Annotated in this window: 16 protein-coding genes; 10 read left to right on the forward strand and 6 right to left on the reverse strand. The window is 62.9% G+C overall.

What is annotated here, in order from left to right; genetic code table 11:
• Positions 1-97: 97 nt before the first annotated feature.
• Complete coding sequence (locus WBQ77_RS00040) at positions 98-571, reverse strand: DUF1285 domain-containing protein (RefSeq protein WP_424058352.1); 474 nt, start codon at positions 569-571, stop codon at positions 98-100.
• Positions 572-810: 239 nt separating this feature from the next.
• Between WBQ77_RS00040 and WBQ77_RS00045 the strand changes: the two genes are divergently transcribed.
• The 4 genes from WBQ77_RS00045 to WBQ77_RS00060 are packed head-to-tail and all read left to right on the forward strand — an operon-like array spanning position 811 to position 7,728.
• Complete coding sequence (locus tag WBQ77_RS00045; RefSeq protein WP_424045243.1) at positions 811-1,806, forward strand: AAA family ATPase; 996 nt, start codon at positions 811-813, stop codon at positions 1,804-1,806.
• A gap of 7 nt (positions 1,807-1,813) precedes the next feature.
• Positions 1,814-2,767, forward strand: coding sequence for a DUF58 domain-containing protein (locus WBQ77_RS00050; protein ID WP_424058354.1), 954 nt, complete (start codon positions 1,814-1,816; stop codon positions 2,765-2,767).
• Positions 2,764-5,628, forward strand: coding sequence for a DUF4159 domain-containing protein (locus WBQ77_RS00055; RefSeq protein ID WP_424058355.1), 2,865 nt, complete (start codon positions 2,764-2,766; stop codon positions 5,626-5,628). The genes WBQ77_RS00050 and WBQ77_RS00055 overlap by 4 nt, the downstream gene beginning before the upstream one ends.
• A 3-nt stretch (positions 5,629-5,631) precedes the next feature.
• A complete protein-coding gene (locus WBQ77_RS00060) occupies positions 5,632-7,728 on the forward strand; it encodes a hypothetical protein (RefSeq protein WP_424058385.1) in 2,097 nt (698 codons plus the stop codon).
• A 26-nt stretch (positions 7,729-7,754) separates the two neighbouring features.
• Here the strand turns inward: WBQ77_RS00060 and WBQ77_RS00065 are convergent, their stop codons facing one another.
• Positions 7,755-8,258 carry a GNAT family N-acetyltransferase gene (locus WBQ77_RS00065; protein WP_424058356.1) on the reverse strand — a complete coding sequence of 168 codons (504 nt, stop codon included), beginning with the start codon at positions 8,256-8,258 and terminating at the stop codon, positions 7,755-7,757.
• A gap of 367 nt (positions 8,259-8,625) precedes the next feature.
• Here WBQ77_RS00065 and wrbA point away from each other — a divergent pair, with 367 nt between their 5' ends.
• Entirely contained in the window at positions 8,626-9,243 is a 618-nt protein-coding gene (wrbA, locus tag WBQ77_RS00070; protein WP_424045375.1) for an NAD(P)H:quinone oxidoreductase, read from the forward strand.
• A gap of 45 nt (positions 9,244-9,288) precedes the next feature.
• On the opposite strand, the gene WBQ77_RS00075 is transcribed toward wrbA, so the two are convergent.
• Positions 9,289-9,825 carry an NUDIX domain-containing protein gene (locus WBQ77_RS00075; RefSeq protein WP_424058358.1) on the reverse strand — a complete coding sequence of 179 codons (537 nt, stop codon included), beginning with the start codon at positions 9,823-9,825 and terminating at the stop codon, positions 9,289-9,291.
• 107 nt (positions 9,826-9,932) lie between these two features.
• Between WBQ77_RS00075 and WBQ77_RS00080 the strand changes: the two genes are divergently transcribed.
• A complete protein-coding gene (locus WBQ77_RS00080) occupies positions 9,933-10,868 on the forward strand; it encodes a metallophosphoesterase family protein (RefSeq protein ID WP_424058360.1) in 936 nt (311 codons plus the stop codon).
• Here WBQ77_RS00080 and WBQ77_RS00085 read toward each other — a convergent pair.
• From WBQ77_RS00085 to otsB, 3 genes are all read right to left on the reverse strand, one after another.
• Positions 10,855-11,811: a hypothetical protein gene (locus tag WBQ77_RS00085; protein WP_424058362.1), complete on the reverse strand. Its 957-nt coding sequence runs from the start codon at positions 11,809-11,811 to the stop codon at positions 10,855-10,857. The genes WBQ77_RS00080 and WBQ77_RS00085 overlap by 14 nt on opposite strands.
• The gene (locus WBQ77_RS00090; protein ID WP_424058364.1) at positions 11,792-13,192 is read right to left on the reverse strand and encodes a hypothetical protein; all 1,401 of its coding nucleotides are present in this window, start codon (positions 13,190-13,192) and stop codon (positions 11,792-11,794) included. The genes WBQ77_RS00085 and WBQ77_RS00090 overlap by 20 nt, the downstream gene beginning before the upstream one ends.
• A 128-nt stretch (positions 13,193-13,320) precedes the next feature.
• Positions 13,321-14,052 (reverse strand): trehalose-phosphatase, encoded by a 732-nt coding sequence (gene otsB / locus WBQ77_RS00095; protein ID WP_424045380.1) that lies wholly within the window; start codon positions 14,050-14,052, stop codon positions 13,321-13,323.
• Positions 14,053-14,391: 339 nt separating this feature from the next.
• On the opposite strand from otsB, the gene WBQ77_RS00100 reads away from it, so the two are divergent.
• The 4 genes from WBQ77_RS00100 to treZ all read left to right on the forward strand — a co-directional run bounded on the left by WBQ77_RS00100 (position 14,392) and on the right by treZ (position 23,207).
• Entirely contained in the window at positions 14,392-15,822 is a 1,431-nt protein-coding gene (locus tag WBQ77_RS00100) for an alpha,alpha-trehalose-phosphate synthase (UDP-forming) (protein ID WP_424058366.1), read from the forward strand.
• A 185-nt stretch (positions 15,823-16,007) separates the two neighbouring features.
• Positions 16,008-19,301, forward strand: a complete 3,294-nt coding sequence (gene treS, locus WBQ77_RS00105) for a maltose alpha-D-glucosyltransferase (RefSeq protein WP_424045382.1) — start codon at positions 16,008-16,010, stop codon at positions 19,299-19,301.
• A gap of 40 nt (positions 19,302-19,341) precedes the next feature.
• Complete coding sequence (gene glgX / locus WBQ77_RS00110; protein WP_424058368.1) at positions 19,342-21,417, forward strand: glycogen debranching protein GlgX; 2,076 nt, start codon at positions 19,342-19,344, stop codon at positions 21,415-21,417.
• Entirely contained in the window at positions 21,414-23,207 is a 1,794-nt protein-coding gene (gene treZ, locus WBQ77_RS00115) for a malto-oligosyltrehalose trehalohydrolase (protein WP_424058370.1), read from the forward strand. The genes glgX and treZ overlap by 4 nt, the downstream gene beginning before the upstream one ends.
• The last annotated feature ends 7 nt before the right edge of the window (positions 23,208-23,214 follow it).

A 23,214-nucleotide genomic window follows, 5' to 3' on the forward strand; every position in this document is an offset into this window, starting at 1 on the left:
TCATGCGCCTTTGGTGCGGGAGCTTAGCGGCGCGATGCGCACAATGCGAGCGCGCTTTCCCTCGGCCGCTTGCACCGGCATCGCGCATCCTTCTTTCTTACTCATCCATAGGGAACGGAAAAAACGCGCCGTCACTCCACACGCCCGGCCCCGCCTCTGTCTCCACCGTCATATCGGCTAGCTCGTAATAGACCGCGCGCGAAAGCTGCGCCCGCAGCCCGTCTCGCACATCCACGAATGGCGCCTGCCCGCCTTCGGGTTCGGCGCGAAATCCGATGGCATGTGCAGGACCCGCCGTCACCTCGTCGTCGACATTGGTGGTGAAGGTCAGGCGCTGGTCGGACCCCTCACCGTCCCGGGTCATCGCGACCGCGATGAACGGCTCGCCCTCGACCTCGATGGGCACCTTCTCCACTCGCGTGACGAGGTAAAATCCGTCCTCTTCACGCCGCAGCACAGTGGAAAAGAGCTTCACCAAGGGTTTACGGCCAATGGGCGAGCCTTCATAGAACCACGTGCCGTCGCGCATGATTTTCAGGCCGATATCGCCGCAAACATTAAGCTTTGGCAATGATGGCCCGGCTCGTTTGCCGCCATCACTGTCAGATGCTACCAGTCGCGTGGTGTTCTTGTCAGGCATTGCCGTATTCAGCCAAAAACGACCTAGTGTTCGCAACAAAGAACTTAAAACAGACGAACAAGGGATTGTGATCCGTTTGCCGGACAATGTGTTCTGCTTTCATACGACTTTAGCCCTATTTTTTCGCCACCCTGTGGATTGAGCAAAACGGAAGCATAGATAAGACAGTCATGACCACACTTGAATCCGAAACTCAGCTCGTCGACCGACTCGATGAAATTGGAAGCAAAATCCAGGATGTACGCGACGCAACCGGGACCGTCATCTTCGGCCAGGAGCGCGTCATCGACTTGGCGCTGGTGACGCTGCTGTCCGGGGGACATGCCCTCCTCATCGGTGTGCCGGGCCTTGCGAAGACGAGCCTTGTCGAGACACTCGGCGCCGTGCTCGGACTTGAGAACAAGCGAATCCAGTTCACGCCGGACCTGATGCCGTCCGACATTGTCGGCTCGGAAGTCTTGGAAGAAGACGCGAACGGCAAGCGCGACTTTCGCTTCGTCAAAGGGCCGATCTTTACCCAGCTCCTGATGGCGGACGAGATCAACCGCGCCAGCCCCAAGACTCAGTCGGCCCTGCTGCAGGCGATGCAGGAGCACCATGTCACAATGGCCGGCGTCCGCCATGACGTGCCGCTGCCCTTCCATGTGCTCGCAACGCAGAATCCGCTGGAGCAGGAAGGCACCTATCCGTTGCCCGAAGCCCAGCTCGACCGCTTCCTGTTGCAGATCGACGTCTCCTACCCCGACGCCGACGCCGAGCGGCGCATGCTGTTCGCCACCACCGGCACGGAAGAGCGCAAGCTCAAGACGATCCTGACGGCCGAGGAGTTGATGGTCGCCCAGCGGCTGGTGCGCCAGCTTCCCGTGGGCGATCAGGTCGTAGACGCCATTCTGCAACTCGTCCGCTCCGCCCGCCCCGGCACCGGCATCGATCAGACATTGGACGAGATGATTGCCTGGGGCCCCGGCCCGCGCGCCAGTCAGGCGCTGATGCTGGCCGTGCGCGCGAAAGCGATGATGGAGGGACGCCTCGCGCCGTCCGTCGACGACGTGATCGACCTCGCCGAGCCTGTCTTGAAACACCGTATGTCGCTGACTTTCGCCGCCCGCGCGGAAGGTATCGAAATGAGCGATATGATGGCAAGGCTCATCGAGCCGCTGAAGTAGGCTTACCTTGGCAAACGAACGCGCAGCGCTTCAACCGTTTTTGGCGGAAGAGGCCGAAGCCCACGGGCTTGCGGCGCGGATGCCCTCGCTGCTCGTCGAGGCGCGCCGGGTCGCTCATACCGTAACGCACGGCACCCACGGACGCCGCCGCCCCGGGCCTGGCGAAACCTTCTGGCAGTTCCGGCATTTCGACGTCAACGACTCCGTGGCGGCGATCGACTGGCGCCGCTCCGCGAGCTCCGACCGGCTCTTCGTCCGCGAACGTGAATGGGAAGCAGCCCATACGGTCTGGCTCTGGCTAGACCTGTCGCCCTCGATGCGTTTCAAGTCGTTCCTGTCAAAGACCTCGAAGGAAAGCCGTGCGGTCATTCTGGCGCTCGCGCTCACCGAGCTTTTGGCACGCGCCGGCGAACGGATCGGGCTCATGGGCCGGGTTCCCTCCACAGGCCGCTTTGCCAGCCGCAAGATGGCCGAGGTCCTTCTCGGCGAAACGGCGGACGATAGCCTACCGCCGCCCGCGCGCCTCAATCGCTTTTCCGAGTGCATTCTGTTTTCGGATTTTCTCGAGCCTATCGAAGACACCGTTGCGCGTTTCCATCAAATCGCCAGCCAGGGTGTGCGCGGACATCTGGTTCAAATTCTCGATCCCGCCGAAGAGACCCTGCCCTATTCGGGGCGCACTGAGTTCGAGGCCTCCGAAGGCGGCGCAACAATGATCGCCGGCCGCGCGGAGGATCTGCGCGACAAATACCAGAAGCGGATGGAGCGCCATCGCCTCGACCTTCAAGAGGTGGCGCGGCAGCTCGGCTGGTCCTTCGTCCTGCATCACACCGATAGACCCGCCGAGGAAGTGCTCCTGGCGATTCACGGCCAGCTCTCCGGCCAGGACCGCGACTACCGTTACCGTGCCGGGCGCGGCGCCACCGAGCCTGCAGCTACGGAAACAGGTGCCGGCTCATGATGACGCTCGGCCCCATCGGCTTCATGCAGCCTTGGATCTTGCTGGCGCTGGCAGCCCTGCCCGCGATCTGGTGGCTGCTGCGATTTACCCCACCGAGCCCAAAGCTCGTCGAGTTCCCGCCGACGCGTCTGTTGAAAGAGCTGAAGCCCACCGAAGAGACACCGGCGCGTAGCCCCTGGTGGCTGACCCTGATGCGGATGCTGCTGGCCGCCTTGTTGATACTGGCGCTTGCGCGTCCCGTCATCAATCCGGATGAGGGACGCTTCGCAGGGGAAGGAACGCTCCTTGTCGTGGTCGACAATGGTTGGGCCTCCGCGGCGCACTGGAACGCACGGCGCGAAGCCATTGAGGCCGCCATCGACCGCGCCGATCGTAGCGGCCGCAACGTCTTGATCGTGCCGACGGCTTCAGCCGACGAGATAGGCGAACCGCTGCCTGCGGACGCGGTCCGCGAACGCATTACCGGACTCGTGCCCCAACCGTTCGCACCGGACCGGGAGACATTGGCCGCGTCGTTGGACGAGGCTCTGAAAACAACATCCGGATACAGTGTCATGTGGTTTAGCGACGGCCTGGACTACGGCCATGCCGAACAGTTTGCGGACAAGCTCGGGAAAATCGCCGAGGGTGGCAGTCTCACCGTCCTAAAACCTGGTGCTCAGGAAGCTCCCTTGGGTGTCGGACACGCGCGCGCCGAAGGCGGCGTTCTTGCCGGCCGGGTCGTGAGCGGCGCGGAAGGCCCTCAGTCGGGAAGCATCCGTGCACTGACGGCACGCGGAGAACCGCTTGGCGAAGCACCCTTCGCGATCAAAACCGGCGAGACGGAAGCCATCGCTCCCTTCAACCTGCCGCTTGAGATCCGCAACCAGGTGGCGCGCCTTCAGATCAAAGGACAGCGCTCCGCCGGCGCCGTGCACTTGCTGGACGCGCAATCGCAGTGGCATCGCGTCGGTATCGTTTCGGGCGAATCTCGCGAGGAAGCCCAGCGGCTTCTGTCGCCGCTCTATTATGTGGAACGCGCCCTGTCGCCCTATTCGGAAGTGATCACACCAACCGAGCGCAATATCGCGACCGCCGTCAACAATCTGATCGAGAAGCAGCGCGTGTCGACCATCGTACTGGCCGATATCGGTAAGCTCGTGCCGGCCACGCAGGAAGAGCTTGAGACTTGGCTCGACAAGGGCGGCATGCTGATTCGTTTCGCCGGGCCCCGGCTCGAGCAAGGCGGCGACGAACTGCTACCCGCAGCTCTGCGGCGCGGCGGCCGTTCTCTGGGTGGCGCCCTGTCCTGGGGCACCCCGCAACAGCTTTCGCCCTTTGAGGACGCGAGCCCGTTCAGCGGTCTCGACACTCCAGAGGATGTCCGCGTGAACCGGCAGGTGTTGGCTGACCCGGCCGTCGCCATGGACGCCGAAGTATGGGCGACCCTTGTAGATGGGACACCGCTCGTCACAGCCAAGCGGCAAGGAGATGGCTGGATCGTTCTGTTCCATGTGACTGCGAATTCCGACTGGTCGAACCTGCCGCTGTCCGGCCTCTTTGTGCAGATGCTCCGCCGGACCATGACCCTTGGGCCGAGCCAGGTCGGTGCCGCGAACGATGAGAACGGCGAGGCGGGCGATGAAGCGGCCAGCACCTTGCGCAGTTCGGCGACGACAGCGCTCGCCCCGGTTCAAGTGCTCGATGGATTTGGTCAGCTCGTCCCGCCGCCCTTGAGCGCGGCGCCGATCGCGCCCGACGGGTTCGACAAGACGGTCGCCGGCCCCGATCATCCGCCAGGCTATTACGGCCCGTCCGGCCAAGCCCGCGCGCTCAACATCGTTAAGACGAACACCAAGCTCTTGCCGCTCCCCGATGTCGAGGGCGCCAGCACGGTCAGCTTCTATACGTTGAAGAAGCCCTTCGCCCTGGAGCCTTGGCTGTATCTGGCGGCGCTCGGCATATTCGCGCTCGACATTCTTGCGGTGCTCGCTTTGAGCGCGGGCCTCGGCTTCCGCAGGCACCATAAAGCCACGGCGGCAATCGCCCTCGCAGTACTGCTCGCGGCCACGGCCTCGCCGCAAGAAGCAATTGCGGCGGAGTCCGACACCAATGCGGCCGCAACGGCATCCGACACGAACGCCGACGATTTTGCGCTACAGGCCACACTCAAGACACGCCTCGCCTATGTGCTCTCGGGCGATGGGGAGATCGACCGCACCAGCGAGGACGGCCTCATGGGCCTGAGCAAGGTGATCGGCGCCCGCACGGCGCTTGAGCCGGGCGCGCCGATGGGCGTCGACATCGAGAACGACGACCTGTCTTTCTTCCCGGTTCTTTACTGGCCGGTGCGCGAGGACGCCGAACCTCTGTCCGATAAAACGCTCGCCAAGATCGACGCCTATATGAAGCAAGGTGGCATGATCGTCTTCGACACCCGCGATCAGGAACGCGTGGCCTATGGCGGCAGCCAGGGCAAGGCGCTGACCCGGCTGATCGGCCAGCTCGACATTCCGGCGCTCGAGCCCGTGCCCGGCAATCATGTGCTGACCCGGTCGTTCTATTTGATGAACAGCTTTCCCGGCCGCTGGGACGGCGGTTCGCTTTGGGTCGAGGCCGAGCCCTCGGACGAGACGGAGCGCAACGCCCGGTCCCGCCGCACGGATGGCGTGAGCTCCGTGGTCATCACGTCTAACGACTTAGCCAGCGCCTGGGCGCTCGACGAGGCCAACCGCCCGCTCTATCCCGTCGTGCCCGGCGGCGAGTTGCAGCGAGAAATGGCATTCCGCGCGGGCGTTAATCTGGTGATGTACGCCCTCACCGGCAATTACAAGGCGGACCAGGTCCACGTGCCTGCCCTCCTCGAAAGGTTGGGTCAGTAGATGTTGAACTGGTCCATCACTTTTATCCCCTTCGTGCCCTGGCCCGCCCTTTGGGTGATCGCCGCCATCGGGGCCGTGCTCCTGGCGCTGCTGTTCTGGCGCGCACGGCGCGGCGCCGTGCTGCGGCTTCTCACCTTCGCAGCACTCCTTCTGGCGCTCGCCAATCCGCACCTGAAACGGGAAGATCGCGAACCGCTCAACGATATCGTCACCGTGGTGGTGGACGACAGCCAGAGCCAGACACTGGCGGGCCGCACCGGCCGCACCGCCGAACTCCGCAAGGCGCTCGAAGAGAGTCTCAAGGAAGTCCCGAAGCTTGAAACGCGCTTCGTTCGCTCCAGCTCGGCTTCGGGAGACATCGAGCGCGATGGCACGATGCTCTTCACCGATTTAGGCCAGGCCCTGGCCGACATTCCGCCGGACCGCATGGCGGGCGTCGTCATGATCACGGACGGCCAAGTCCACGACGTGCCCGACAAGGTAGCGGCCCTTGGCTTTGATGCACCCGTACACGCCCTGTTGACCGGCAAGGAAGACGAATTCGACCGCAGGCTCGAAGTCACCGCGGCGCCACGGTTCGGCATTGTCGGCAGCAACCAGACGATCGAAGTCAAAGTCAGCGAGTCAAAGCCCCGCGAAGACGACATCGCCACGCTGACCGTGACCCGTCAAGGTAAGGCACCACGCACGCAGACGGTGCGCGTGGGCGACCCTGTCGAGATTCCTGTCGAGATTGACCATGCCGGCCCGAATATCGTGGAGATCGAAGTCGACGGCGCGCCCGGAGAACTGACCGCGATCAACAACCGGACACTTCTCACCGTCGAAGGCGTGCGCGAGAATTTGCGTGTGCTTCTCGTCTCGGGCGAGCCCCATGCTGGCGAACGCACCTGGCGCAATATGTTGAAGTCCGATGCGTCCGTGGACCTCGTGCATTTCACGATCCTGCGTCCGCCGGAGAAGCAGGACGGCACACCGATTAACCAGCTTTCGCTGATCGCCTTCCCGACTCGCGAGCTGTTTCAGGAGAAGCTCGATCAGTTCGACCTGATCATCTTCGACCGCTATCAGCGCCGGGGCGTGCTGCCACTGCTCTATCTTGAAAATGTCGCGCGCTATGTAGAGCGCGGCGGCGCGGTGCTGGTGTCCTCCGGCGACGACTACGCATCGCCCTTGAGTCTCTATCGCACCCCGCTCGGCGAGATTCTGCCCGCGGCCCCCTCCGGACGTGTGATCGAGAAGCCCTACCGGCCGGCCCTGTCAGACCTTGGCGCCAAACACCCGGTGACCGGCGACCTCGCGGGCGCCCGTGGTGGCGGCACCGATGGGACCGACCCGACCTGGGGCCGCTGGTTCCGCGTGGTCGACGTGTCCCCGCGCGATGCAGACGTACTGATGAAGGGTGTCGACGGGCGGCCTCTGCTGGTCATCGGCGAGCGCGGCACGGGCCGCGTCGCGGTGCTGCTCTCCGATCAGGCCTGGCTCTGGGCACGCGGCTATGATGGCGGCGGCCCCTATTCGGAGCTGCTGCGGCGCCTGGCGCACTGGCTGATGAAGGAGCCGGAACTGGAGCAGGAAACCTTGAAAGCCTCGAGCAAGGGCCAAAATCTCATTATAGAACGGCGCTCCATCGAGGACGAGGTCGACCCCATCATTGTCACCGCGCCGTCGGGCGAGGAGATGAGCATTGAGCTCGATAAGGGCGAGCGCGGCCTATGGCGCAAGGTGCTGCAAGTCGACGAACACGGCGTCTATCGCGTGGCGTCCGGAGCCCTTGCAGGCCTCGCCACCGTTGGCAAGGCCAATACTCGCGAGTTCGCAGCCGTCACCGCGTCCAGCGAACCGCTAGCACCGGTCCTTGAGGGCACGGGCGGCGGCGCATTCTGGATGGGTCTCGAGGACGCCGATGGGGGTGATCTTCCCCGTCTTGCCATGATCCGCAGTGGCCATGTCATGCACGGCACGGACTGGCTGGGCCTCCATAAACGGGACGCCTATCACGTGAAGGGCGTGCGCCTATTCCCGCTCTTCAGCGGCTTCCTGGCATTGGCTCTGCTGCTTGGTCTCCTGGCCGCGGCCTGGTACCGCGAGGGCCGCTAAGCGCCGTCCGTCGGGCTGGAACTCATTTATTCTGACTCGTACGCCCTGACTTGGCCGGCCGCGCCATCCAGCGTGCCCTCGACGAGTTCCACACCCAACAGGCGCGCCGGATCGACAGGCCCCGGAAGGGTGATCGCGCCTTGTGCCGATGGCTTGAAGCCGAAGCGACCGTAATAGGGCATGTCCCCAACAAGCAGGACGAAGCCGAATCCCGCTTCCCGCGCGCGCGCCAACCCTTCCTCCAGCAGCGCTTTGCCGCACCCCTTTCCCGTCAGCGCCGGATCGACCACGAGCGGGCCGAGCAACAGCCCCCCGTCGTGATCGCCGACACAAATGGCTGTGAACCGGACGCCGCCCGCCACCCGGCCCTCGCACCAGGCCGTCAGACTGAGCCCAGACACGGGCGCGATGCCCTCGCGCACGCGATAGGCACTGCGCACGAACCGGCCGGGACCAAAAGCCGTTGCGGAAAGAGCATTGAGCGCCGGAATGTCGGCTTCGGTTTCGGGGTGAATTTCAAACGGCATCATAGCGTTGGCACCAAGAACAAGGGTGAAGGGAAAATCCCTACCGGGGCGCCAAACGTGACCAACTGACTTGCGTGAGTTAAGGACGAGGCGGCGGCGAGGGTCAGGCGTTCCGCGTAAAGCGGGCGCTTGCTCGTCGTCGCTGAAGAGGCTTTATGGTCTTGCTCGTCCACATCATGGGCGCTGGCCTTATCACGGACGGCGCCAAGAGGTCCAGCCCCATTGAGGAACTAGAGCGCTCGGCACGTTTACGAACGGCCCCAAGTTCACTAAGTGTTATCGGCTCACGGTATAGCGTTGGAATTGCTAGACTTCGGCTCTGGCAAGGCGGGGCGCAAACGCACGATCCGAAGGTTAAGCGGGGTTACTCATGGCAGACAAGGCGAAGCTGCTCGTTCTCTATCATTCATCCTATGGGCATACAGAGACCCTGGCATACGCGATTGCGCACGGCGTGCGGGCCGTTGAAGACATTCGGGTGACTGTGAAGCGCGTTCCCGAGCTGATGCCTGACGACGTCATGGCGGCAGCCGGCATGAAGGTCGAACAGCCCGCGCCAGTCGCCGAGCCGGCCGAGCTCGCCGAGTACGACGGCATCATCCTCGGCACACCCACGCGCTTCGGCAACATGACCTCGCAAATGCGCTACTTCTTCGATCAAACCGGTCCGCTCTGGGCGGCGGGGGCCCTGATCGGCAAGGTCGGCAGCGTCTTCACCTCCACCTCCACAGGCGGCGGCAACGAGACGACGATTGTGTCCGTCCACCACACACTCATTCATCACGGCATGGTCGTCGTGGGCCTGCCCTATTCCGCGCCGGACCTGCCGGACATCAGCGAGGTCAGGGGCGGCTCTCCTTACGGCGCGGGCACAATCTCCGCGCCCGACGGCTCCCGGACGCCCTCGCAAAAGGAACTAAACCTGGCGAGTTTCCAGGGCCACCACGTTGCGAAGATCACCAAGAAATTGATGACGGGCGACGAATAGCGCGGCCACCGCACAACGCTCGTCTCGCAGGACCACATATCCTGTCTAGCTGGACCATCTGGGACTGAGCGGCGCGCTGCCGAAGATCTCCGCAAGACGCCTGCCTGTTCCCGGGTCCAAGGGCTCGGGCAAATCGTCCAAGCCGAACATTCCGGTCTCTGCGATCTCGCCCCTTTGCCGGTACTCGCTGTTTCGCTTCCAGTCGCGCACCAGATAAAGAGCGATGTGATCGCCGGGAAAATTCGCGTTGTTCGAGAACATCCCGTGCAAGCTTGGCGGCCCCGTCAGCGTTACGCCGACCTCTTCTTCGAGTTCGCGCGCGAGCGCATCCTCCAGCGTCTCGCCCCATTCAACGCCACCGCCCGGAAAAAACCAACCTGCCCGATAGCTATGCCGCACGAGAAGAACGCGACCCGTTTCGTCGATCACGGCGCCCTGAGAGCCCAACGTCATGCCGCGGCTCATGCGCCAGATGGGCCGGAACGCCGCCGAGACAACCCGGGACAGGCGCTTGCTACGTGGTCCGTTCTTGCCCAACCACAAAATCTCCGCCGTCATCGTGATGAAATGGAGCCGCACCATGACGGTACCAATCGGTCCTTGTCCAGAAGTCAGCGTGCTGCGGCGGTCCACCGCGATGTGCGGAACGCTCTCTTGGCGGCAGCGGCTTTTTGCAATAGGCAGAGCGCATGAGCGCCAATGAGGCCCAGCGCGTGTTCACCCTCGCCCACGTCTCCGACATTCACTTGAGCCCCCTGCCGAAGGTGAGGCGGCGCCAGCTCCTGTCCAAACGGCTCCTTGGCTATGTAAACTGGCACCGGGGGAGAAAGTTCGTGCACAAGCGCGAAATCCTCGACCTCCTCGCGGACGATTTGAAAGAGCGCGGCCCTGACCACATCGCGGTGACGGGCGACCTCACCAATCTGGCCCTCCCGCAGGAATTCCCGCCCGCGGCCGATTGGCTCTGGCAGCTCGGGGCGCCGGACGACGTCACAGTCATTCCCGGAAATCACGACGCCTATGTGCGGCTCCATCCCGACAAGGCCACGGCCCTTTGGCGCCCCTTCATGGAGGCCAACGAGGCCGGTAGCGCGCTCTTTGAGACTCCGCCCAGCGGTTTTCCCTTTGTGCGGCAGTACGGCGACATCGCCCTCATCGCCCTGTCATCGGCCGTACCAACCGCGCCGCTTGTGGCCGCCGGTTGGCTTGGCTCGGCGCAGCGCCGCGCGCTCACCGACATCCTCGACCGGCTCGGCCAGAAAGGTCTTTGCCGCGTCGTCCTGATCCATCACCCGCCGCTACCGGGACAGACCAGCTGGCGGCGCGCCCTGCGGGATGCACACGAGGTTCAAGAAATCCTGCGGGACCATGGCGCCGAACTCGTGCTCCATGGCCACAACCACGAACAGAGCGTCCTGGACTGCGAAACGATCAGCGGTCCTGCAATTGTCGTAGGGGTTCCGTCCGCGTCCGAAGCGGTGGACGGCAGGGTCCCCGCCGCGCGTTACAATGAATACGCCATTGAACGCGCCGGAAACGGGTGGCATGTGGAGATGACCGGCCGCGCCGCCACGAAGGATGGCCAGGTCTTGGAATGCGAGAAACGCGTGCTTAGGTCGTGCTGAGCCAAACCGCGGCGACCAACCCAACCGCGCCTGTCAGCAATCCGACGATGAAGCCCAAGACCACCATACGCGTATTGAGCCGAGGATTTGGCTCCAAGTAGGCACCCTGAGGCCGAATGCCGGGCTGAACCAACGCCGCGTCCATACGCTCCCGGCGCACAATCTCTCCGGCGACATAGTCGGTGATGCGGTCCGCCGCCTCGACCACGTTGGTCGCGCGAAACAGCGTGCGGCGTCCGTTCTCGCTGTTGCGCATGAAAAGATAGGCATTCGTGCCCTCATCGACCGTGACATAGGTGAAGAGATCGACCCAAAGGCGCGCCGGGCGGCTCGGAACCAGCGCCAAGTTGAAGCGATCGTCGTGACTTGGAATGTCAGCAAACACCACATCCAGCTCAGCCTTCAAGAGCTCCAGCCGTGCAATCTCACCATCGCGATGGTACGCGGTGCGATCGAGCCGTTCGGCTTCCTCGAGCCTTGCCTTGCCAATCGCCTCGCGCAAGGAGCGGCTCGCCGCCGGGCGCGCGATTGCCTTGACGTTATTATCCATCGTTGAAAAGTCCTTGTCTTTCTCTTCGTTCGTTTCTCGGAACGCCGCTTCGAACCTGGACGCCGCCAACTCAGTGGGGGAAGCCTCGGCCTCGGACGATGCGGCTTCAGCCAAAGCAGCCTCGGCCACCTGCCAGGCCCGCGAGAGCCGGGTCCGGCGGACCGGACCTGCAAGAACCGGTTTCCGTGAGGCTTGATCGCACGGCTGGCAAACCTTTTCCTTAGATTCGGACAACGCGCCGGTGCCGGAGTCCGACGGCGTTCCGGCCGCATCTTCCGCACGCGCCCGTTGTACCGTGAACCAGCTGGAGCCGGCACGTGCGCGCCGTGCCGGGCCCAATCCGAACGAATGCGTCTGCGGCCCGGCCGCGCCCCTACCGGTTCGCGAGGACAACGGAAGCTCTCGCATCGTCGAACCATTTGTCGATAGCATCGTCGACACTCTTATCGAGCCCCAGCTGCCACGCGTCAATCGTAGCCTCGAGCGCCTCTACGTTGGCGGCAACGAAACTCTCGCGATTGATCGCCTCGCTCGCCTCGTTGACGAAGTAGTCGATGGCGATGCCGATGGCGACGCCAAGCGCGGCGCCGATCACCTGGCCGCCCACAGGCTCGACGACGGTACCGACCGCCGCGCCCTGCATCGCTGGCCCGGCGCGCGTGGCAAGCGACGTGGCAAGACGCGTGGACATTTGGCCAAAACTACGCGCTGCAATACCGTTGATCGCACGGCCGAGCGTCAACGCACCGACCGTGCCGCCGGCAGCGGCAGCCCCGACACCTACGACACCGTCAAAGGCGCGGTCCTCCATCAGATATGTCGGCGCTTTCCATTTCTGTGCATCCCAATCCAAGTTCACATTGGTCATGGAGGTGGTTTTGGGAATGTCCTCCATCGTGCTCGTGTGCTTGGCGAGAAACAGCTGCAGCCGCATGTCGGTGTTAGCGATCACGCGCCGAAAGCTGTCATGAGCATGGCGCACGGCCTGCTCCACGCCCTTGGTGATCGTCTGATCGCGCAGTTCGGGCTTCAGGACCTGGTCCGTGTAGTTGCTTAGAAAATACTCGTCGACATCCGCCTCGATCGCCTCGCCGAGCGACTCGTATTTCCCGGTCTCGAAGAAACGGCCGACCGCGGACGCCACGGTTTCCTTCAGCACGATGTAGGAGCGCTTCCACTCAAAGAACCAGTCAGCATAGGCCTCGATGGCCTCGTCGCGATCCTGGAACGCGAGATCGAAGCTGCGCGCCATGTCCTCATGGGCTGCTCGCTTGATACGCGCGCGTTCCTCGTCGAGCATCAATATCGTGTCGTTGACGAACTTGTCCGCCTCCGACTGACCCACGACGACCTTATGCAACTTGCCGTCAATATCCTTGACCACGAGATCAACCGCGTCGGGCGGCAAGGTGCGGCTGGGTGTTAAAATATCGAAGAAGCTCCCGTCGGGATGGACGGCGGCAGTGTGATCCAAATGGCGGTAATAGCTGCGATAGAATGTGGTCCCCAAAGATAGCACCGCATAGGCGATCAGGATCAGCCCTATCGCCATTCCGATAGGCTTGAGGAACATGCCGAGCGGGCCCGGCTTGACCATTTTCTGTTTGACGCGCGTTTCGCGTGCTTTGACAGGTGCGCCCCGGCGTCGCGTGACACCCGACAGCCACGACTCCTGCTTCGCAGGAGGAGCAGAAGACACTTCGTCAATATCTTGCGCGTCGTCGCCGTCGTAGGTTTGTACGAGGGCGGTGCCGCGCTGTCCGTCGTCAAGCATGTCCTGTGACACCTCTCCTGTGACACCCTGGAACCGACTGAAGGAAGGGTCCCCATACCCTTCGCGCAAGCCCATGGTATATAAGAACCGAAACCGCTCGATGTAAGACGGCCTTGTCGAGGCGCCTGTTAGCCTTTGTCGACCACCCGAAAGAGCCACTCAAACAAGCCCTTACGGTCGGTCCTAAAATGCGCGAGCGTGTCCCCCTCGTCGATTTTCACGGAGAGGCCTCCCAGCGCGTTGACGACCTCGAAAGCGTGCTCGTCGGTGACGTCGTCGCCGATAAAGATGGGCGTCCGTCCCTGGAAGGGGACCTCCTCCAGAAAGGCCCGCACGGCCTCCCCCTTGTCGATACCTTTCGGTTTCAGCTCGAACACCATCTTGCCCGGGAGAATGACGAGGCCAGGATTCTCGGCCACCACGTCCTGAACGGCGCGTTCGCACAGGGCCGCTAGCTCCGGCCGCTGGCGGTAGTGAAGGGCAATGGACGAGCGCTTCCGCTCAAGGATAAGCCCGGCATTGTCTTCCGCGAAGGGATCTAGCGCAGCATGGGCTGCCGCCACCGCCTCCTCGTTCCCCTCGTCAATATGAAGCGCGCCGCGTGAATCGCGCCGAATCGAGCCATGTTCAGCCGCAATCGGAAGCGCGACCGGCGCCAAGAATCCGTCCACCACATCGAGGGGACGGCCTGTCACCACGGCGACCGCACCATCGAACTGCACAGCGAGTGCGTCGAGCACCTCGCGCACGTGCGGCTCGACGGCAACCAGGTCCGGGCGCGGCGCAAGTGCGACCAGCGTCCCGTCGAAATCAAAGAAAAAGGCGCTCGCGCGCTGAACATCCGGCAAATTCTCGGTCATTGTTCTCCACCGACAAGGCGTTGGATCGGAAGCAAGCAGGCAAAGCGGTACGGATTGGTAGCATCGCGGCAAGCCGCACGTATCGGCGAACAATATTCGAAATGTTCCGAACTCTTTGTGACGATTCCGGTGTAATATCATGTAGCCATCGCGGCACGCACGAGAACTGACCTGCAAGGTTCTTAATCGATAGGTTGTGAAACTCCAGGGGTCATGGCTGCAGGACATGGCCGCGTCATCCGCACAGGATATTACATACGTAAGTCCAGAGACGAATGATTCGGCCGCGCGCCCGCTCTAGATGGCGCTCCCAGCCGTCCAAGGTGAAGTCAGAAGCTGATGCCTGAGAAGATGGAAAATAGCCGCCGCCTTGTTGTTGTCTCCAACCGCGTCGCGGATTTTAGCGCTAAGTTCCAAACTGGCGGCCTAGCCGTTGCTCTCGGGGATGCGCTCAAAGCCTCCAAGGGAGTCTGGTTCGGCTGGAGCGGAGAAACGCGCGACGACGCCGTCTCCGTGCCGCCTCACGTCGAGAACATCGCGGGATTGACCGTCGCCACGATCGACCTCACGGACAAAGAAGCGGAGGGCTACTATTTCGGCTATGCCAATCGCTGCCTTTGGCCCGCACTGCACTACCGGCTCGATCTCGCCCAGTCCAACGAGGAGCAAAGCGAGATCTACTTCCAGGTGAACGCGCGCTTCGCGGACGCGCTCATGCCGCTGATCCAGCCGAACGACATCATTTGGATCAACGACTATCATCTGATCCCGCTGGCCGAGGAATTGCGCGGGCGCGGCTGCACGGCCCGAATCGGATTCTTTCTGCACACGCCCTTTCCCTCGCCGGAAATCTTCGCGGCGATCCCCAGCCAGAAGCGTCTCGGCAACGCACTGATGGTCTACGATGTGGTTGGATTCCAAACCACGTCGGACCGGGACAATTTCCGCCGCTACGTCACCGCCTCGTTGGACGGCGAGCAGCTTCAGGGCGACCGGGTGACCGCGCAAGGCGAGACGACGCTGGCCTCCGTGTTCCCCGTTGGGATCGACGTCGGTCATTTCCAATCGCTCGCCGAGGAAGATGATGCCATGGGGCCGCTCCTTCCCGACGCAGGCGAGGACATGAAGACCATTATCGGCGTGGACCGTCTCGATTACACCAAGGGCCTGCCCGAACGCCTGCGGGCTTTCGAAGTTCTGCTCGAGCAATTTCCCGAGCATCATGGCAAGGTCCGGCTGGTTCAGATTGCGCCGCCGACCCGCGGGGGGCTTCCCGTCTATCAAGAAATTCGCGAGAGCGTCGAACGCCTGGTGGGGCGTATCAATGGCCGCTTCGGCGACCTCGGCTGGCAGCCGGTCATTTATATGCATCGCGGCGTCGCGCAAGACATACTCGTCCGCTTGTTCCGGCGGAGCGATGTGGGACTAGTGACCCCCTTGCACGACGGCATGAACCTGGTCGCGAAGGAGTACATCGCCGCGCAGGCCGCCCAGGATCCGGGTGTGCTGGTACTTTCGCGCTTTGCCGGCGCCGCCGAGCAGCTCCGCGAGGCGCTGCTCATCAATCCGCACGACATCCAGGAGACGGCCCGGGCCGTCGATCGCGCCCTGACCATGCCGCGCCAGGAACGCTGGGCCCGCCACAACCGGCTGTGGCAGCGCATCGAGACCTACGACCTGTTCAACTGGCGCGATAGCTTCATTCAGTCGTTCGCCGAGTCGGACACGAACCCCGTCAATCTGTTCCCGAAAGAGGCCGGCGCTGCCTGACACGAGCGCCAATCGAGCCGCCAATATCGTCCGGCCCCTCCCGGTGGGACGAAACGACCAACGGGCGGCCCATCTTTGTCTCTATTCGCGGCGGAGGAACCCTCTTACCTTGACCGGCACGAAGATCTATCAGGGCCCGCCCCGGAAACCTCAATCGCCAACCCTCACCGCATCACCATAGCCTCATGATCGATCGTAACGACCGGCACTGGTACAAAAACGCCGTCATCTATGAACTGCACATCAAGGCGTTCTTCGATGCCAACAATGACGGAATCGGCGATTTCGAGGGCCTCGTGAAGAAACTTGATTATCTTCAAGACCTTGGCGTCACCGCCGTCTGGCTGCTGCCATTCTATCCCTCGCCCTTGCGCGACGACGGCTATGACATCGCCGACTACACCTCCATCAACCCGACCTACGGCACCATGCGCGATTTCCGCCAATTCGTGGCGGCGGCGCACGACCGCGGCATCCGGGTCATCACGGAGCTGGTGGTCAACCACACCTCAGACCAGCATCCCTGGTTTCAGCGGGCACGCAAAGCCAAACACGGCTCGGTCTGGCGGGACTATTACGTCTGGAGCGACTCGGACCAGAAATTCCCCGACACGCGGATCATCTTCCTCGACACGGAGACATCGAACTGGACCTGGGACCCGGTGGCACAGGCTTATTTCTGGCACCGCTTCTATTCGCACCAGCCCGATCTCAACTACGACAATCCGCGTGTGTTGTCCGACATCCTGCGCGTCTTGCGCTTCTGGCTCGACATGGGTGTCGACGGCCTGCGGCTCGACGCGGTGCCCTATCTCATCGAGCGCGACGGAACCAACAACGAGAACCTGCCCGAGACCCACGAAATCCTGAAGCGTTTCCGGGCGGAGATCGACGAACGCTATCCGGATCGCATGCTTCTGGCCGAGGCCAATCAATGGCCCGAAGACACGCGCCCCTATTTCGGCGAGGGCGACGAATGCCACATGGCGTTCCACTTCCCGCTCATGCCGCGCATCTTCATGAGCCTTGCGCGTGAAGACCGCTACCCGATCACCGATATTATCAGCCAGACCCCGCCGATCCCGGACTATTGCCAATGGGCCATCTTTCTGCGGAATCACGACGAGCTGACGCTGGAGATGGTCACCGATACGGAGCGCGACTATCTGTGGGAGACCTATGCGACCGACGAACGGGCCCGGCTCAATCTCGGAATCCGCAGACGGCTCGCCCCGCTCCTCGACAACGACCGGCGTAAGATCGAACTGCTCACCGGCCTGCTCCTGTCCATGCCCGGCACCCCGGTACTGTACTACGGCGACGAGCTGGGCATGGGCGACAATTTCTATCTTGGCGATCGTGATGGCGTGCGGACGCCCATGCAGTGGTCCGCCGATCGCAATGGCGGTTTCTCGCGCGCCGATCCGCAGCGCCTGTACCTGCCTCCGATCATGGACCCGATCTACGGCTATGAGACGGTGAACGTGGAGGCGCAGCAAAAGCATGCGAGCTCCCTGTTCAACTGGACTAAGCGCATGATTGCCGTACGCCAGACTCATACGGCCTTCGGCAATGGCGACATGACCTTCCTGCGCCCTTCGAACCGGAAGGTTCTCGCCCATTTGCGCGAGCACGAAGGCGAGGTCATCCTCTGCGTGTTCAACCTCTCCCGCTCGGCCCAAGCGGTAGAGCTCGATCTGTCGAACCAACGCGGCAAGGTTCCCGTCGAGTTGACCGGCGCCTCCCCCTTCCCGCCGATCGGAACGCTGCCTTATCTTCTGACCCTGCCGGCCTACGGCTTCTACTGGTTCATACTCGCCGATCCGGCACAGGTGCCTGCGCTCCCGGAACAAGAACCCGAATCCTTGCCCGAGCTCGAGACATTCATTCTTGGCCAAGGGTGGACGGTGGTGGAGAGCCAGAGGCGCGATACCGCGCGGATCGACCGCGTCGTCAGAGAGATGCTCCCGACCTACATCGCCCGGCAACGCTGGTTCGGCCCGAAAGACGCAAAGATTACCTTCGCGGCCCCCGAACGGCTCGGCGAGATTCCGCGCGAGGAACGCGAAAGCTTCCTGCTCCTTTTAGGCAACGTGACCTTGGAGGACGGACCGGCGCAGCGCTATTTCATTCCGCTGGAATTGGCCTGGGGAGAGGAGAGCCTGGGGCACGACAGTCCGCTCTTGCCTTATGTCCTCGGAAAGATCCGGCGGGGCTCGAAGTCCGGCATCGCCTTCGATGCGGCACATGGGGACACCTTCCCCCGCGCACTGCTTGCCGCCATGAGAACGCACGCGACGTTGCCAGCGGTCGGTGGCACGTTCCGGTTCGGCGCAACCGAAAAACTACGCACACTGGACTTGTCCGAGCCGCTCGAGGTTCGCCGCGTGGCGACGGGCGAGCATGCCCACACGGTGCGCACGCTTGGCGACTCCGTCGTCTTGAAAATGGCACGGCGCCTGCGCTCCGGCATCGATCCCGGCATCGAGATGGGTCACTTCCTGTCGCGGTCCGGCTTCACCAACAGCCCAGCGCTGCTCGGCACGCTTGAGCACATCAATGAGGGTGGCGTTCCGACCGCGCTGGCCGTCGCGTTGGAATACATCCGCAACCAGGGCGATGGCTGGTCCGTCGTCGTCGATGCACTCGACAGGGAATTGGAAGATGAAACCCTGTCCGGAGACGCCGATGACCGGGGTCTTCCATACTCCCTGACCTTGATCGAGACGATTGGCCGCCGGACTGGGGAACTTCATCGCGCCCTTGCGGCCGCCGACGCGATCGATCCGAACTTCGCGCCCGAACCCGTCACCGATGACGACCTTGACGAATGGCTGAAGCGCGCGGTGTCGCGGGCTGAGGAGGCTTTCGACTCCCTGGTCAAGCTCCCGGTCACGACAGATGTGGAAACGCAGCAGCTCGCGGACAAACTCCTGACCCTACGCGAAGCCATGGTCAGGCGAATCGAAACGCTCGTCCCGACGATCGCGCGCGGCAACAAGCTGCGCCTGCACAACGACTACCATCTCGCTAAAATTCTCGTCTCGGCGAACGATATCTATATCATCGACTTCGAGGGCGAACCCGACCGGCCCGTGGAAGAGCGGCGGCAAAAAGCCCCCGCCTCTCGCGACATCGCCACGATGCTGCGGTCCTTCGACTACGCGGCGCGCACAGCGGTGGATCGGCAGCGGCAACGCGGCGCGACCCAGCTCGAGGAAATCGAGACCCGCGGCCTCAACTGGCGCTCGCTTGCCGAACGGCGCTTCCTGCGCTCCTATGGCATGGCCAGGGACGACTCCACGGGCGGCTCGCATCTCGCCGGCGGCGAACTCCTGCCGCTGTTCCTGGCGGACAAGCTCTTCGAGGAAATTCTGTATGAAGGCGCGAATCGGCCGGTCTACCTGGCCACGCCCTTGCGCGCCGCGCTGGAGCTCGTTGCACCACTCGACACCACGACCGATGGGGATGGCGCGTGACTGCCTCGTCCGTTTTCCGCCTGACCGAGGATGACCGCCAATGTCCTTGAAACTCGATCCCGGCGCGCCCTATCCGCTCGGCGCGACGTTTGACGGTAAAGGCGTCAACTTCGCGCTGTTTTCGGCCCATGCGACGCGGGTCGATCTGTGCTTGTTCGACGAAAGCGGTTCGGAGACTGACCGCACAACGCTGCCCGAATATGCCGACGAGGTCTGGCACGGCTATGTCCGGGGCATCGCGCCCGGTCAGCGCTACGGCTACCGCGTTCACGGCCCTTACGTCCCGCGATACGGGCATCGCTTCAACCGGAACAAGCTGCTTCTCGATCCGTATGCCAAAGCCTATGCCGGGCAGCTACGCTGGGACGACAGCCTGTTCGGCTACCAGATCGGTGCTAAACGCGGTGACCTCGTCAAGAGCCTGACGGACAGCGCGCCCTTTATGCCCAAATGTGTGGTTAGGGGCAGCACTGAGCTCCCCATGGACAATAGGCCCAATCGGCCGTGGCACGAGACCGTAATCTACGAAGCCCATGTGAAGGGGATGACGGCGCAGCACCCGGACATTCCCGAGGCCGTGCGCGGCACGTTCGGCGCGCTCGCCCATCCCGCCGTGATCGAACATCTCGTGAAGCTCGGCGTGACTGCCATCGAGCTTTTGCCGGTTCATGCCTTTGTCGACGACCGGCATCTCGTGGAGCACGGGCTCAGCAACTATTGGGGCTATAACAGCGTCGGATTTTTCGCCCCCGCCGAACGCTACGTGTCGCCCGGCGCGGACATCGACGAATTCCGCACCACGGTTGACCAGCTGCACGATGCGGGCATCGAGGTCCTGCTCGACGTCGTCTACAATCACACGGCCGAAGGCAACGAACTCGGCCCGACGCTCTCCTTCCGGGGCATTGACAATGCATCATACTACAAGCTTGCGGAGAACAACCGTCACTATCACGACACCACCGGCTGCGGGAACACGATGGATATCGGGCACCCCCGCGTGCTGCAGCTCGTGATGGATTCCTTGCGCTACTGGGTCGAGCAATGCGGTGTCGACGGCTTCCGCTTCGATCTAGCCCCTGCTCTTTCCCGCAAAGGCAACAATTTCGACCCGAGCTCTTCGTTTCTCGATGCCATCGGCCAAGATCCTGTGCTGTCCCGCACGAAACTCATTGCCGAGCCCTGGGACCTGGGCATGGACGGCTACCAGCTCGGCGCGTTTCCCCCGGGCTGGACCGAATGGAACGATCAGTGGCGAGACGGTTTGCGCGCCTTTTGGAAAGGCGACATGGGGCGGCTGTCGGAACTTGGGCGTCGGATATCCGGCTCGGCGGAAATCTTCGACCGCCGCGGCCGTAAGCCCTCGGCCAGCGTCAACTTCATCGCCGCCCATGACGGCTTCACGCTGAACGATGTGGTTTCCTATAGCGAGAAGCACAACGAGGCCAACCGGGAAGACAACGAGGACGGCCATTCCCATAATTATAGCTACAATTGGGGCGTCGAAGGACCGACCGACGATCAGGCTATTCTGGATCAGCGCGACCGTGTCCGCCGGGCGCTGGCGGCCAGCCTCTTGTTCTGCCACGGCACGCCGATGTGGCAGATGGGTGATGAGATTGGCCGCACCCAGAACGGCAACAACAACACCTTTTGTCAGGACAGAGAGATCTCCTGGATGGATTGGCAGAACATCTCCGATCGCGACCAGGCGTTCTTGGAGTTCGTGCGCGGGCTTGCTTCGTTGCGGCAGCAATTGCCGCTCTTGCGCTCCCCGAAATTTCTCCACGGCGAGCCGGTCGCCCCCCGCATCAAGAATGTGTCCTGGTTCAAGCCGGACGGCGAGGAACAGCAGGTCGAACATTGGGAGGATCCGGTCGCCAAGTGCATCGGCGCCTCCTTTGCCGGGGGCGGCAGCATCCTGCTGCTGCTCTTCAACGCCGATTCCCATCCCATCGACTTCATCTTCCCCTATTTCGGCAAGCGCCATTTGCACTGGAAGCTCCTTTGCGATACCGCAAACGGCCTCATCCGTCCGGAGGACGCGCCGATCGCGACGGGCAAGACATCCATTCCCGGAAGCGGGTTACTGCTGTTCGAAATGACCGAGCGATGACATCGCGCTTCGCCCATACGCTCCCTTGGGGCACGGAGATCGTGGAGGATGGCGCGCGGTTCAGGCTTTGGGCGCCGGCGCAAGGGTCGGTATCGCTGCTCACCGAAACGGGCGCAACCATTCCAATGGCGAAGGCGGACGGCGGCTGGTTCGAATTGCACACCGATGCCGTGCCGGTCGGCGGCGGTTATCAATTCGTCCTGCAAGATGGGATGCGCGTTCCCGACCCCGCAGCCCGCGCGCAGATATCCGACGTCCACGGGCCGAGCCGCCTAGTGGACCCAAAATCCTATGCGTGGCGATGCCCTGACAGGAAGGGACGGCCCTGGCAGGAGGCTGTCATCTACGAGCTGCACACGGGCACGTTCTCGCGCGCGGGCACCTTCGACGGTATCGCACACGACCTCGACCGCCTCGTAGACGCCGGCATCACCGCCATCGAGCTGCTCCCGGTGGCGCAATTCGGCGGCAATCGCGGCTGGGGTTACGACGGCGTTCTGCTCTATGCACCGCATACCGCCTATGGCGGCCCGGATGGCCTGAAGCGTCTTGTCGACGCCTGCCACGAACGCGGACTCATGGTGCTGATGGACGTGGTCTACAATCATTTCGGCCCGGACGGGAACTATCTCCACCAATACGCCCCGGACTTCTTCGACGCCGACAGGAACACGCCCTGGGGTGCGGCCATCGCCTTCGATCGTACGCCCGTGCGTGAGTTCTTCCTGCACAATGCCCTCTATTGGCTCGAGGAGTTCCAGTGCGACGGCTTGCGGTTCGATGCGGTCGACCACATCAAGGACACGGCGGAAGAAGAAGTCCTCGCCGAGATCGCGCGTACGATCCGTACACGGATTCCAGACCGGCATATTCACCTCACCATCGAGGACGACGAGAACACGACACGGCTGTTCCAATTTGATGAGAGCGGCGCCCCACGCCTGTACGATGCGGAGTGGAACGACGACTGGCACCATGCGATGCACGTGATCCTGACCGGCGAGGAAACCGGCTACTATAAGGATCACGTCGACGAGCCAGTCGCGCGCCTCGCACGGACCATGGCGGAGGGGTACGACTACCAGGGCGAGGTGTCAGCGTTTCGTGGCGGCAAGGCCCGCGGTGAGCCATCCGCGCATCTGCCGCCGACGGTCTTTATCAACTACATTCAGAACCACGACCAGGCAGGTAATCGCGCGCACGGTGACAGGCTCGTCTCACTCGCCCCACCCGAGGCTGTGGATGCGGCGCTGACGCTGTTGCTGCTCGCGCCTCATATCCCGATGCTGTTCATGGGCGACGAGTACGGCGAGACCAGACCGTTTTTGTTTTTCACAGACTTCCGCGGCGACCTGGCCAAGGCCGTCGTCAAGGGCCGGCGTGCCGATTTCGGCAGCCACGAGTCGTACGCCAACGCTGCAACGGGAGCGGAGATCCCGAACCCCAATGCGATCGAGACATTCGAGCGCAGCATTCTTGAGCCCGCGGACACGCCGCGCTTTGCCTTGGTGAAGCGACTCCTCGAAGCCCGCAAAACCCATGTCGTTCCGCACCTGACGTCCTTCGGCGGACATGCGGGCGCGGTGACCGCACTCAAAGGCTTCACCTTCAGCGTTCAGTGGAACCTCGACGACGACAGCGCGTTGGTTTTAACCGCTAATCTGTCGGATGCCCCTGTCACGATTCCTTCGAATGCGGGTGGCAAACCCTTCTTCACAACCCCTCCAGGCATAGACACCGACGCCGGCGCCCTGCCCCCGTGGTCGGTTGTTGCCAGTCTGACCTTTTAGGAGCCCC

It is taken from the genome of Methyloceanibacter sp. (assembly GCF_049590335.1).
Lineage (GTDB): Bacteria > Pseudomonadota > Alphaproteobacteria > Rhizobiales > Methyloligellaceae > Methyloceanibacter.